This is a genomic window from Micromonospora sp. WMMC241 (assembly GCF_027460165.1).
Taxonomy (GTDB): domain Bacteria; phylum Actinomycetota; class Actinomycetes; order Mycobacteriales; family Micromonosporaceae; genus Micromonospora; species Micromonospora humi.
This window is the reverse complement of record NZ_JAPZBF010000001.1, coordinates 1,475,805-1,488,578: the sequence shown is the minus strand read 5'-3', so window position 1 is coordinate 1,488,578 and position 12,774 is coordinate 1,475,805. Positions and strand designations below refer to the sequence as shown.

Here is a 12,774-nt window from a genome sequence, read left to right as displayed (position 1 = left end):
GTAATTTCCTTGTATCATACAGCTATGAGCGACGACGACCACGCGAAGGAAGTCACACTCGGCCGCATCGAGACCGAGGTCGCCCTGCTGATGCGGCTGGGCGAGGCCACCCGGCGCGGCACCGGCACCATGGAGCACCGACTGCTCGACCGGGCCGCGTACGTGATCCTGCGGCACCTCGACGTGGCCGGGCCGCAGAACGTCTCGGCGCTCGCCGCCCGGCTCAACCTGGACGGCTCCACGGTCACCCGGCAGGTCTCCGCGCTCCAGCGCGACGGGCTGATCGCGCGTACCCCCGACCCGGCCGACGGGCGCGGCACGGTGATCTCCGCGACGCCGGCCGGGCTCCAGCGGATGGCGGCCGTGCAGGCCGCCCGCACCCGGCTGTACGGCGAGATGCTGGCCGGCTGGTCCGCCACCGACCGCGACACCCTCGCCGAGCTGCTGCACCGCCTCAACGAGGCGCTCGACGCGCGCAACCGTCGCCGCTGAGGTGTGTGGTTAGGAGGGGCCCCCTGTTATGCAGAATGCGTTAACAGGGGGCCCCTCCTTCTACGCCACCGGTTCCGGCGTGGAGTCGGCGCGTTCGGCGGAGGCCCGCGGCGTCCCCTCGTCGGCGAAGTAGTCGTCCGGCGTGGTGCCGTCCGGCCCGTCGGCCACCTTCGCGGCCCGCAGCACCAGCGTGCCCAGCGCGGCCACCACCAGGTTCACCAGCACCGCCACGATCCCCACGTAGATCGTCTTCTTGGTGTCGAAGCCGAACTCGGAGAGCGGGAACGCCGAACCGCCGAAGTGCTTCTTGCCGGTCGCCGGGTTGCCGATCTGGTAGAGCATCCACATGCCCAGGCCCATGCCGGCCACCCAGCCGGCGATCAGCGCGTCCCGGTGGAACCAGCGGGTGTAGAGGCCCAGCGCCACCGCCGGCAGCGTCTGCAGGATGATCACGCCGCCGATGAGCTGGAGGTCGATGGAGAACTGCGGGTCGAGGAAGACGATGCAGGCCACCGCGCCGACCTTCACCACCAGCGAGGTGATCTTCGAGACGTTCGCCTCCTGCGCCGGGGTGGCGTCCCGCTTCAGGTACTCCTTGTAGATGTTGCGGGTGAACAGGTTCGCCGCCGCGATCGACATGATCGCCGCCGGCACCAGCGCGCCGATGCCGATGGCCGCGTACGCGACGCCCGCGAACCAGTCCGGGAACTGCTGGTCGAACAGCAGCGGCACCACCGTGTTGCCGTCCACGCTGCCGGCCTTCGCGCCGGGCAGCGGCTTCACGTTCGCCGCGATCGCCATGTAGCCGAGCAGCGCGATCAACCCGAGCAGCAGGCTGTACGCCGGCAGCGCGGACATGTTCCGCTTGATCACGTCGCGGTTCCGGCTGGCCAGCACGCCGGTGATGCTGTGCGGGTAGAGGAACAGCGCCAGCGCCGAGCCGAACGCCAACGTCACGTACTGGAGCTGGTTGTTGGCGTTGAGCAGGATGCCGTCGCCGGGTGCCGGGGACGCCTGGAACTTCGCGTCGGCGGCGTCGAAGATGCTGCCCCAGCCGCCCAGCTTGTAGGGCAGGTAGATCACCGCCACCAGGATCACCACGTAGATCAGCGAGTCCTTGACGAACGCGATCAGCGCCGGCGCGCGCAGCCCCGACTGGTAGGTGTAGGCGGCCAGGATGGCGAACGCGATGATGATCGGCAGGTGCCGGGCCAGCGCGCTGTCCCCGGTGACACCCATCGTCTTCAGCACCGCCTCGATGCCGACCAGCTGCAACGCGATGTACGGCATGGTGGCGACGATCCCGGTGATCGCGACCAGCAGCGCCAGGACCGGCGAGCCGAACCGGTTGCGGACGAAGTCGGCCGGGGTGACGAAGCCGTGCCGGTGCGACACCGACCAGAGCCGGCACAGCACCAGGAACACCAACGGATAGATGACGATCGTGTACGGCACGGCGAAGAAGCCCGCCGCGCCGGCCCCGAAGATCAGCGCCGGCACCGCCACGAACGTGTACGCGGTGTAGAGGTCACCGCCGACCAGGAACCACGTGATCCAGCCGCCGAAGCTGCGCCCGCCCAGCCCCCACTCGTCGAGGTGGGCCATGTCCTGCGGCCGGCGCCACCGGGCCGCCACGAAACCCATGGCGCTGACCAGCAGGAACAGCACGGAGAAGACGATGATCTCGGTGAGGTGGTCGCGCCACATCAGTGCTCACCCCGCTTCTTCGTCATCTGGTAGACGAGCGTGGTGGTGCCGACGCCTAGCAGGATCCAGGCCAGTTGCAGCCAGTAGAAGCGTGGGAAACCGAACAGCCGCGGCGAGTCGGCGTTGAAGAACGCCGGGATCAGCGGCACCACGATCGGGATGAGGAGCAGCCAGTTCCAGGGACTCTTGTCCTTCGCCCGGGATCGCGCCGTGTCCGGCGCCTCCGGTTCCGGTGCGTCCATGTGACACCCTCCGGGAGGTCGTAGCGGGCCATGTGACGGCCGGAGGCTACGACCATGTGAGCGCGGTCACGTTCGACTGGCGGACGTCGATGCGCCGAGCGGCCGCCGGCATGCGCCGAACGGCCGCCCAGGGCTCAGAGGTTCCGGAGGTGCGCGGTGTCGTTGACGAGGCGGACCGCGACGCCGCCGTCCGGGTACAGGTCCAGCACCGAGACGCCCGCGGTGTCCAGGTAGAGCCGGTGCAGGAACGCGTCGCCGGCGGCGAGCGCGTCGCGCAGCACCAGCTTGATCGGCGAGACGTGCGAGACGACCACCACTGTCTCCCCCGGGTACGCCGACCGCAGCCGGTCCACCGCCCGGCCGGTGCGCGCGGCGACCGCCGTGAACGACTCGCCCTCCGGCGGGGCGACCCGGGTGGAGGCGAGCCAGGCGTCCAGCTCACCCGGCCAGCCCTCGCGCACCTCGGCGAAGGTGCGCCCCTCCCAGATGCCGAAGTCGCACTCGATCAGGTCCTCGTCGGGGCGTACCGGCGGGTCGCCGACCAGCGCGGAGACCGCCTCGGCGGTGGCCGTACACCGGGACAGCGGCGAGCTGACCACGGCCGCGACGGACGGCGCCAGCTCGGCCACCCGGGCGGCGGTGGCCCGGGCCTGGGCCCGGCCCCGCGCGGTCAGCGGCACGTCGCCGCGACCGGAGTAGCGCTTCTGCACGGTGCGCTCGGTCTCCCCGTGCCGGACCAGGATCAGCCGGGTGCCCTCCTCGGTCGGGCGGGGCTCCCAGGACGCCGGGGTGGTCGCCGGGTCGGTGCCGGTGGCCTTCGCGGTGGCGGCGCGGGCGGCCACCTCGCGGGCCGCGGCCCGGCCGGGTGAGTCGGGGCCGGCGACCTGGCGCGGCGGCTCCGCGACGCGCGCCGCCGTCGAGGGCTTGCCGGCGGCGGCGTCCATGGCGGCGTTGGCCAGGGCGTCGGCGTGCTTGTTGCGCTCGCGGGGGATCCAGGTGAACCGGACGGCGTCGAACCGGCCGACCAGCGCGGCGGCCTGCGCGGCGAGCGGGCGCAGCCCCGGGTGCTTGATCTGCCAGCGGCCGCACATCTGCTCGACCACCAGCTTGGAGTCCATCCGCGCCTCGACCTCGGCGGCGCCCAGCTCGGCGGCGGCCTCCAGCCCGGCGATCAGGCCCCGGTATTCCGCCACGTTGTTGGTGGTCGTGCCGATCGACTCCGATCGCTCGGCCAGCACCTCACCGGTCCCCGGGTCCCGGACCACCGCGCCGTAGCCGGCCGGACCCGGGTTGCCCCGGGAGCCGCCATCGGCCTCGATCACCACCGCGCGCACCGCCACGACGGCTACAGGCCCGACTCGTTGGTGCGGACCATGATCCGGCGGCACTCCTCGCAGCGGACCACGTCGTCCGCGTCGGCCTTGCGGATCCGGGCCAGGTCGGCGCCGGAGAGGTCCAGCCGGCAGCCGCCGCAGCGGCCACCGGTGAGCAGCGCGGCGCCCAGGCCGGTGTCCTCCCGGATCTTGTCGTAGAGGGTGACCAGGTCCCCCGGCAGGTCGTCGGCGAGCGGCCGGCGGGAGGTGCGCTTGAACTCCTCCTCCTTGGCGATCTCGGCGAGCGCGTCGTCGCGGCGCTGCTCGGCCGCGCCCCGGCGCTCCCGGGCCTCGGCGAGACGGCCCTCGATGCCGTCCAGCACGCCCTGCGCGGTCTCCCGCTGCTCCATCAGCTCCAGCTCGGCGTCCTCCAGGTCGCTCTGCCGGCGGTTGAGCGAGACCAGCTCGTGCTGGAGCGCCTCCAGCTCCCGGGCCGGGCCGCTGCCCGAGGCCAGCCGCGCCTCGTCCTTGCTCTTGCGCGCCCGCACCTGGTCGACGTCCTTCTCCAGCCGGGCGATGTCCCGGTCCAGGTCGTCAACGGCCACCTGGGCACGGACCCGCTCGTCCTCCAGCGCCGACAGCTCGCGTGCGAGCGCCTCCAGCTCGGCCCGTTCCGGCAGGCTCCGGCGGCGGTGCGCCAGCTGCGCGAGCGTGGTGTCGATCGCCTGCAGGTCGAGCAGGCGACGCTGCACCTTCGGGTCAGCCTTCACGGTCGGGGCTCCTTGTCGTCGTCCGGTCGGGGCGCGGCGGCGTGCACGGTCCAGGGGTCGGTGTCCAGGTCGGACACCACGGTCTCGACGCCCAGCTCGGCGGCCAGGTGGGCGGCCAGGTCGTCCAGCCACGGTCGTTCGGTCGCCCAGTGGGCGGCGTCCAGCAGGGCCGGGCCGCCGGCGGCGAGGTGCTCCCCGGCCGGATGGTGGCGCAGGTCCGCGGTGAGGAACGCGTCCACCCCGGCCGCGGCCGCCTCGGCGAGGAAGCCGTCCCCCGAGCCGCCGCTAACGGCGAGGGTACGAACCATACGCCCGGGATCCCCGGCGGCGCGAACGCCCCAGGCGGTGACCGGGAGCACGTCGGCGGCCAGCCGGGTCAGCTCGGCCAGCGTCATCGGGTCGGGCAGTTCGCCCACGCGGCCGATGCCCCGGCCCGGCCCGTCGGCCGGTGAGCCGGAGCGAGGCGGATGCAGCGGGCGCAGCCCGGTCAGCCCGAACCGGGCGGCCAGGGCGTCGGACACGCCCGGGGCGGCCACGTCGGCGTTGGTGTGTGCCACGTACAGGGCCACGTCGGCCTTGATCAGCCGGTGCACGATCCGACCCTTGTACGTGGTGGCAGCCACCGAGGAGACGCCGCGCAGCAGCAGCGGGTGGTGGGCGACGATCATGTCGGCGCCGGCGGAGAGCGCCTCCTGGACCGTCTCCGGGACCACGTCGACCACGCAGGCGACCCGGCGCACCGGGTGGTCGGGCTCGCCCAGCACCAGACCGACCCGGTCCCACTCCTCGGCCCAGGCGGGCGGGTAACGGCGGTCCAGGGCGGCCACCACGTCGGCGACCGTGGGCGGGGATCCGGTTGTGCTCACGGCCGGCCAGCTTACCGGCGTCCGGCGGGCGACACGTCCACGGCGGGCGGGCGGGGCCCCCGGACCTCTCCGGGAGGACCCGTGCTCACACCGCGCGGGCGACCGGCACGACGGGTCGCGCCGGGCCGCGCAGTGCGGCCAGGCCGGCGTCCCAGGGGAAGGCGTCCAGGTGCCGCTCGCCGGTGCCGGGGGCGTGCAGGCGGACCACGTGGTCGCCGAAGACCACCCGGACGCCCCACTCGGCGAGCCGGGCCAGGCTGGACCGGAACGCCGGGTGCCCGGCCATCGCCACGTTGGTGTACGGGACGGCGGCGATCGGCACCCCGAGCCCCTGCGCCTCGACCAGCAGGCCGAGCGCGAGCGTGTCGGTGATGCCCACCGCCCACTTGTTGACCGTGTTCACCGTGGCCGGGCAGACCAGCATGGCGTCCGCCGCGGGCAGCACGTCCGGGTCGCCCGGGTTCTTGTAGTGCGTACGGACCGGGTGGCCGGTCTGTCGGGCCAGCGCCGCCCGGTCGACGAACTTCGCGCCGTCCGGCGTGGTGACCACGCAGACCGCCCAGCCGTCGGACTGGGCGAGGTCGACCAGCCGGCCGACGTGACGGGCCAGCGGCGAACCGCAGGCGATGACGTAGAGCACCCCGCGGTGCCCGGTGCTGGTGTGCGGACCGCTCATCCGGTCGGGCCCGCGCTCATACTCCGACTCCCATGTGCTCAGCCAACTCCGCAATCGGCGGCGGCGGCGCACCCCGTGTGCGACGGAGGACCTCGGACATGAGTTCGTGGGCGATCGGCCGGCACCGGATCTCCGACGGCGCGAGCCGGTCGCCCTGCAGGAGCATGTCGCCGGCGTTGCCGACGTCACCGATCTGGGAGTAGGCCCGGGCCAGGTCGAGCAGGTGGTGCGCGCGCCGTTCGGGCAGCAGCGCGTTGAACGCGTGCCCGTTCATCCGCTGGTGGGTCTCCACCGCCCGGCCGCCGTCACCCAGCTCGACCGCCGCCGCGGCGCGGTGCAGCTCCAGGTTGGTCGGGCCGAACGAGGTCCAGTAGTGGTTGTGGTCGCCGCCGAGCAGGACGGCGGCCTCCCCGGCGCCGCTGAGCAGGTCGTCCACGGTCGCCGAGTCACCGATGCGGGCGGCGGCCATCGCGCCCTGGAGCAGCAGCATGCCGTAGACGGAGAGCCGCCTCGGGTCGACGTCGTTGTCGCCGCCGGGGGCGAGCCGGTCGGCGATCCGTACGTTGAGTTCGAGCGCGGGGCGGGGGCGGCCCATCGCGACGAGGGCGTTGCAGACCCGGGTGGTGGCGATGCCGGCGAGCAGCGGGTCGTCCGCGCGCTGGGCCACCGCCATCGAGCGGTCGGCGGCCAGCCAGGCCAGGTTGCACTCGCCCAGCTTGCGCAGCACCGAGGAGGCGATCTGGTAGACCTGCCCGAGCAGGTGGGCGGCCTCGCGGCGCTGGTCGTCGCCGCCGTACACGGCGTCCGCCGCCTGGGCGTCGCGCAGCAGCTTGGGCAGCGCGCGGGTGAGCATGCCGTAACGGCCGTACTGGTAGGTGAGCCAGGCGTGGTTGACCGCCTTGCGCATGTCGTCCAGCGGCGGCGGATAGGGCGCGGCGTCGAAGTAGGCGCTCATCGAGTCGTAGCGCTCCAGGGCGGTGCGGATCTCCTCCACCTCGACCTGGTCGATGCAGTTGAGCGCGTCGGTGCGCCGTTCCGGGTCCTTGCCGTGCAGCAGTTGCACGTCGATCTGGAGGATGTCGGCGATCTCGTAGAGCACGGAGAACTTGTCCAGCCGGCGGACGCCGCGTTCCACCTTGTCCACCCAGCTCTTCGACTTGCCGAGCCGGTCGGCGAAGACCTGCTGGGACATCTTGCGGCGGCTCCGCCAGTAGGCCACCCGCCGACCTATGGGTAGTTCGTCCATCCCTGCCCCTCCCCCGGTCAGCGCCGGCGACCACCCCCACGTTCACCAGGTTTGCCCTGGTCGCACAGGTTGTGCGTCAGCCGTCCAGCCAGTTCTCGTAGTTTTCGTGCAAGTTGCACCGGCCGTTCGTCAACTCAACGATCGCGGGTTACGGCAGTGACGGTTCTCGACGTGTGGCGGTGGACGGATTCGGTGGGGCGAGAGGGGATGGCACACATGTGGGGGAACGTCCGACCGCGCGTCGCTCACCTGTCGCCGCTGGAGCGGGTGCGGCTGCGCCGGGTCGCCGTCCGGTACGCGCTGCACGGCTGGCCGGTCACGCCCGGCGCCTGCCTGGCCAACCGGCGCTTCGTCTGCGGCCGGGCCGGCTGCCCCACCGTGGGCTGCCATCCGGCGCTGGAGAACTGGGAGCACGCGGCCAGCGCCGACCCGGCCCGGGTGGCCACCTGGTGGCGCAGCCGCCCGCACGGCGTCCTGCTGCCCACCGGGCACGCCTTCGACGTGCTGGAGGTCGCCGCGCATCTGGGCCGACGGGTGCTGGAGGCGGTCGCCACCCACCCGGCCGGCTTCGGCGTACGCGGGCCGGTGCTGGTCACCCCGACCGGCCGCTGGATGTTCCTGGTCCGCCCCGGCGACCCGCTGCGGCCGGAACTGGAGCACTGCTTCCACGTGGTGCGGCACGGCCCCGGCTCGTGGATCCCCGCCCCACCGACCCGGCTCCCCGAGGGGACGGTGCGCTGGGCGGTCGCCCCGGAACAGGCCCGGTGGCGGATGCCCGACTCCTACCTGGTGCAGAACGCGCTGATCGCGGCGTTACGGGCGGCCGGGATCACGCTCACCCCGGACCTCTTCCCCGGTCACCTCCCGCTGCCCCGGCGCGGGCGCTGACCGACGGCTGCCCGACAGCGACCTCCCCGCCACCGCACTCGTTGTGTCTGGCGAGGGCGCATCCGCGCCAGAGCGGGGGTTGAGGATGTCCAAGGACGACGCGGCCCGCCACACCGGCGGCACCGAACCACCGCGGCACCACCGTCGCCGCCCACACCCGTGGACCTTCACCCGCCCCCGCGGCGCCCGCCCCCCAGGCGGCTCCCGTCCCCCGGGCTCCCGCCCGGCCATCCTCCACCGCCCCCTCCGCTGACCGTCCCCCGTCCCACCCGGCCTCCACTCCGTCGATCATGAGGTTGGCGGGTGCGGCGCTCGGCGTGTCGTGCCGCCAACCTCATGATCGACGAGGTGGAGGCCGGGTGGGGTGGGGGTCAGGGGTCGGGGGTTACCGGGAGGGCTCGGGAGTGGAGGAGGCGGGCGTCGTCCGTCACCACGGCGTGCTGCCAGGGGGCCGGGAGGCGGTCCAGCCAGGTGATGCCGGGCTCGCCCATGGCGACGGCGGCCGTGGCGTAGGCGTCCGCCTCGCCCAGATCCGGGCCGACCACGGTGACCGAGCGCAGGCCGGTCGCCGGCGCGCCCCGACGCGGGTCGACGACGTGGTGCCCGCGCTCGTAGACCCCCGACGTGGCGACCGCCAGATCGGTGCCGGTCAGCACCAGGCAGGTGGCCGACGGGTCCCACGGATGCCGCACGCCGATCCGCCACGGCTCACCGGCGGCGGTGCGGCCGCGTACCCGCACGTCGCCGCCGGCGTTCACGCAGTGGTTCGGCGCGCCGGCCGCCGCCAGCCGGTCCGAGGCGACCTGCGCCGCCCAGCCCTTCACGTAGCCGGACGGGTCCAGCCGGCCGGTCGCGTACGCGTCGAAGAAGCCGTCCGTGGACATCCACAGGTCGGCGCAACGCTCCAGCACCGCCCGCAGGTCGCCGGACGCCTCGGCCAACGGCAGCTCACCCCGGCCCAGCCGGCACACCTCGCTGTCGTCCCGGTACGTGCTGAACCGGGCGTCCACCTCGCGCATCCAGTCGAACGTCCGCTCCGCCAGCTCGTGCAGCGTGGCGGCGGGCAGGTCGTCGGCGAGGTCGAGGCTGATCGCCGTACCCATGATCTGCTCGACCCGGCACAGCCCGGGCCGATCGGCGGCGGCCAAGCGGTCAGGCCTTGTCGAGCGCGCTCTGCAGCGACTGCTTGTAGGCGGTGCTGGTGTAGGTGGCGCCGGAGACGGTGCTCAGGTTGGCGCTCTGCTTGGCCACCACCTCGCCCGAGCTGCCGCTGTAGCGGGCCTGCACGTCGTCGCTGCGCTGCCCGGACTGGCCGCCCAGCGGCATGCCGGTCGCGGTGGCGTCGACGATCCGGCTGCCGCTGAGCGTGATCCGGACCTGGAGCGAGCCGTACTTATAGCTGACCGACGAGCCGGTGACCGTGCGGGTGGTCGGCTTCGGCGCCTTCGTGGTGGTCCGCGGCGCGGCCGGCGTGCTGGTGCTGGTGCGGGTGCTGCTCCGGCTGGCCGGCTTCCGGTCGGCGGACGGCTTGGCGCTCGGCTTCGCCGACGCGTCCGGCGTCGCCGAGACGCTCGGTGCGGCGGCCGAGGGCGTGGCGGCAGCGCCGCCGGGCGCGGGTGAGCCGCCCGGTACGACCGGCGCCTGCGCGGCCGGCAACTCCTGGGCGGTGGCCGGCCCGGCGCCCGGGCCACCCTTGAGTACCACCAGGGCGGTGGTGCCGGCGGCCAGTCCGGTGATCGCCAGGAACGCGCGACGCATGATGGGTGCCTCTCTACAACTCGAACGCGGTGAGGTGGATCTGGCGGCGGGGCACGCCGGCCGCCCGCAACACCTTGACGGACTCGTCGACCAGGCCGCCCGGCCCGCACAGGTAGACGTCGCGGCGGGTCAGGTCCGGCACCAGCCGGCGCAGCCCCTCCGGGTTCATCACCTGGCGCGGCCCCGGGTCGTCGCGGCGGCCGATGACGTACCAGACCGAGGTCTGCCGGGCCTGGGCGAGCCAGTCCAACTCCCGGTGCAGCAGCACGTCGGCGGGCTGACGCGCCCGGTAGATCAGCGCCGCGCCCGGCGGCAGTTCCTCCAGCATCGCCCGCAGCGGCGCGATGCCGCTGCCACCGGCGATGAGCAGGGCCCGCTCCCGGGTGCGGTGCGCCGCGGTGAACGTGCCGAACGGGCCCTCGGCCCAGGCGCGGGTGCCCGCGGTGAGGTCGCGCAGCTCGGCGGTGTGCTTGCCGACCACCTTCACGGTCAGCCGCAACCAGCGGCCGTTGGCCGCCGCGGAGACCGAGAACGGGTGCGACTCCCACCAGCAGCCCGGGTTGAGGAAACGCCAGCGGAAATATTGACCGCCGAGCATGTCGATCTGGTTGAGCCGGTGCCCGGTCAGGTAGATCGAGATGGTGTCCGGGCTCTCCGCCACCACGTCGGCCACCCGCAGCCGGTGCCGCAGGTTGAACGCCAGCGGCGAGATCACCCGGCCCCACAGCAGCGCGGCCACCACCAGCAGGTACGCGGCGATCCAGCCGGTGCGCACCGGCCCGGGCTCGTAGAGCTGGGCGCCGTTGCTGAACTGGTGCGCGTAGCCGAGCAGCAGGGTCAGGTAGCTGGTCAGGTGCAGGGCGTACCAGAGTTCGTAGGGCAACCGGCGGCGCACGCCGCGCACCGCGGTGACCCCGACCAGCACCATGACGCCGGCGGCCACGAACGCGGAGACCATGTCCTCGTAGTCGGACAGCAGCGTGCCGACCTCGCCGAACACCGAGTTGCGCTCCTGCCGGGCGTAGCCGACCACCAGCAGCGACATGTGGGTCAGCACCGCGACCAGCAGCGTCGCGCCGAGGTCCCGGTGCAGCCGGGAGATCCGTTCGCCGCCGAGCGAGCGCTCCAGCACGCCGAGCCGGCTCATCGCCAACACCTGCACCAGCAGCAGGTAGCCGGCGATCAGGCCGGTGATCCGCCCGCCGGCGGTGAGCAGGTCGGCGGTGTCGGTCAGCGAGCCGGCCGGGGTGGCCAGCCACCACGGCAGCACGGCCAGGACCAGGCCGAGCCAGAAGACCGCGGTGAGGGCACGCCGGCCGCCGGGCCCGCGGCGCGGCCGGCCCGGTAGTGGTACGGGAGCAGCCGGACGGCCGCCGTACGGGGCGGAGTGCCCGGTACGACGGCCGGCGGCCTGAGTTTCCTGATACGTCACGCGTACATCTTGATCGGGGCGAACTTCTGCCGGGGGAAGACCTTGTCCACCTGGGCGGCGGTCAGGCCGAAGCGACCCTGGGCCACCGACCCGTAGACGTTGAACATGTTGTTGTACTCCGGCACGTCACCGCTGTCCAGCTTGCTCAGCCCGTTCCAGGTGCCCAGCAGCGAGCCGGCGAGCTTGCGCCCGGACAGCACGGTCACCACGCCGCCGTGCCCGTGGTCGGTGCCGCCGCTGTTCGAGGCGACCCGCCGGCCGAACTCGCTGGACACCATGATCGTCACGTCCGAGGCCTTGTCGCCCAGGTCGGTGAAGAACGCCGCCATGGCGCCGGCCAGCTCGTTGAGCCGCCGCCAGAGCTGCCCGCCCTCGCTGGTGCCCTGGTTCTCGTGGGTGTCGTAGCCGCCCATGCCGACGGTCGCCACCCGCACGTTCGCCCCGCCCTTGATGAGCTGGGCGAGCTGCTGGAACGCGTAGCCGACGCCCTCGTACTTGACGCCGGCTGCGGCCGCGTACGGCTTGGCGGCGAGCTTCTGCGCGGTGGCCAGCGCGCCCATGCCCTCGATGACCGCGTCCTCCACCGGGTGGTTGATCCCGGTGAACAGGCCGCGGATCGCCTTCTCGGTGGCCGCGCGGTACTTGTCGTCGCCGTTGAGCCGCAGCTCACCGACGCTGTTGAGGGCGAGCGCGCCGTTCACGCCGACCAGCGAACGCGGCAGCGTGCTGCCGATGCCGACGCTGCGGAACGCGGTGCCCTTGCCGAGCGCGTCGACAAGGCTGTCCAGCCAGCCCCGGCCGCCGGTCTCACCGGGCAGGCCGCCCAGGTTGCAGGCGTCGGCGGCCTGGAAGTGGCTGCGGGACAGCCGCGGGTCGGACACCGCCGGCACGAAGCCGAGCTGACCGGCCTTCAGCCACTTCTCCAGCGGAGAGAACGCGCTGGTCAGCTTGAAGCCGCGGTCCAGGGCCAGCGAGTCGTTGCCGAGCAGCAGGTCGGGGCGGGCCTTGCTGAGCACCGCGTCGTTGGATGGCGCGACCAGGCTCAGCCCGTCCAGCCCGCCGTAGAGGAAGACGTGGATCAGGGTGCCGGTCTTGGTCGCGGCGAACGACGCCGAGGTGGTGACGAACTGCGCGGTGGCCAGCGCGGTCGCGGTGGCCGCGGCGCCGGCGACGAAGGTACGCCGGGTGACGCCCCGGCCGTCCTGCTGGGCCTCCTCGACCTCCTCCAGCCGGCGGTACCGGTCCGCCTCGGCCGCGTTCTCGGCCGCGACGATGTCCGCCTCCGCGCGCAGCAGCGCCTCGGCCGGGTTGTCGGCCAGCCGCCGCACGTCGGGGCATTCGGGGTGCAGGGGGTACGGGTTCACGGTCATCTCCATCGAATGCC

Annotated in this window: 13 protein-coding genes; 2 read left to right on the top strand and 11 right to left on the bottom strand. The window is 73.3% G+C overall.

All coding sequences use genetic code 11. The features are described from left to right. Positions 1–24 precede the first annotated feature (24 nt). A complete protein-coding gene (locus O7598_RS07225) occupies positions 25–492 on the top strand; it encodes a MarR family winged helix-turn-helix transcriptional regulator (protein WP_269690576.1) in 468 nt (155 codons plus the stop codon). Between the two features lie 60 nt (positions 493–552). Here O7598_RS07225 and mctP read toward each other — a convergent pair whose 3' ends face one another. The 7 genes from mctP to O7598_RS07190 all read right to left on the bottom strand — a co-directional run bounded on the left by mctP (position 553) and on the right by O7598_RS07190 (position 7,312). Further along, complete coding sequence (gene mctP / locus O7598_RS07220) at positions 553–2,199, bottom strand: monocarboxylate uptake permease MctP (protein ID WP_269690575.1); 1,647 nt, start codon at positions 2,197–2,199, stop codon at positions 553–555. Beyond that, complete coding sequence (locus O7598_RS07215; RefSeq protein WP_269690574.1) at positions 2,199–2,441, bottom strand: DUF3311 domain-containing protein; 243 nt, start codon at positions 2,439–2,441, stop codon at positions 2,199–2,201. The genes mctP and O7598_RS07215 overlap by 1 nt, the downstream gene beginning before the upstream one ends. Before the next feature lie 134 nt (positions 2,442–2,575). Further along, positions 2,576–3,781, bottom strand: coding sequence for a bifunctional RNase H/acid phosphatase (locus O7598_RS07210; protein WP_269690573.1), 1,206 nt, complete (start codon positions 3,779–3,781; stop codon positions 2,576–2,578). Between the two features lie 5 nt (positions 3,782–3,786). Continuing rightward, on the bottom strand, positions 3,787–4,524 hold the full coding sequence (locus O7598_RS07205; RefSeq protein WP_269690572.1) for a zinc ribbon domain-containing protein: 738 nt from the start codon (positions 4,522–4,524) through the stop codon (positions 3,787–3,789). Then, on the bottom strand, positions 4,521–5,390 hold the full coding sequence (locus tag O7598_RS07200; protein ID WP_269690571.1) for a Nif3-like dinuclear metal center hexameric protein: 870 nt from the start codon (positions 5,388–5,390) through the stop codon (positions 4,521–4,523). The genes O7598_RS07205 and O7598_RS07200 overlap by 4 nt, the downstream gene beginning before the upstream one ends. Positions 5,391–5,475: 85 nt before the next feature. Continuing rightward, a complete protein-coding gene (locus O7598_RS07195; protein ID WP_269690570.1) occupies positions 5,476–6,066 on the bottom strand; it encodes a flavoprotein in 591 nt (196 codons plus the stop codon). A 16-nt stretch (positions 6,067–6,082) separates the two neighbouring features. After that, entirely contained in the window at positions 6,083–7,312 is a 1,230-nt protein-coding gene (locus tag O7598_RS07190; RefSeq protein WP_269690569.1) for a helix-turn-helix domain-containing protein, read from the bottom strand. A gap of 207 nt (positions 7,313–7,519) precedes the next feature. Between O7598_RS07190 and O7598_RS07185 the strand changes: the two genes are divergently transcribed. Continuing rightward, complete coding sequence (locus tag O7598_RS07185; RefSeq protein WP_269690568.1) at positions 7,520–8,200, top strand: bifunctional DNA primase/polymerase; 681 nt, start codon at positions 7,520–7,522, stop codon at positions 8,198–8,200. A gap of 371 nt (positions 8,201–8,571) precedes the next feature. Here the strand turns inward: O7598_RS07185 and O7598_RS07180 are convergent, their stop codons facing one another. Genes O7598_RS07180 through O7598_RS07165 form a run of 4 tightly spaced genes read right to left on the bottom strand, consistent with a single transcriptional unit; the run spans position 8,572 to position 12,760 of the window. Then, positions 8,572–9,303, bottom strand: a complete 732-nt coding sequence (locus O7598_RS07180; protein WP_269694780.1) for an FAD:protein FMN transferase — start codon at positions 9,301–9,303, stop codon at positions 8,572–8,574. Between the two features lie 49 nt (positions 9,304–9,352). Continuing rightward, a complete protein-coding gene (locus tag O7598_RS07175; protein ID WP_269690567.1) occupies positions 9,353–9,958 on the bottom strand; it encodes an FMN-binding protein in 606 nt (201 codons plus the stop codon). 13 nt (positions 9,959–9,971) lie between these two features. Continuing rightward, on the bottom strand, positions 9,972–11,390 hold the full coding sequence (locus O7598_RS07170) for a ferredoxin reductase family protein (RefSeq protein ID WP_269690566.1): 1,419 nt from the start codon (positions 11,388–11,390) through the stop codon (positions 9,972–9,974). After that, positions 11,387–12,760 (bottom strand): DUF1501 domain-containing protein, encoded by a 1,374-nt coding sequence (locus tag O7598_RS07165; protein ID WP_269694779.1) that lies wholly within the window; start codon positions 12,758–12,760, stop codon positions 11,387–11,389. The genes O7598_RS07170 and O7598_RS07165 overlap by 4 nt, the downstream gene beginning before the upstream one ends. Between the last annotated feature and the right edge of the window lie 14 nt (positions 12,761–12,774).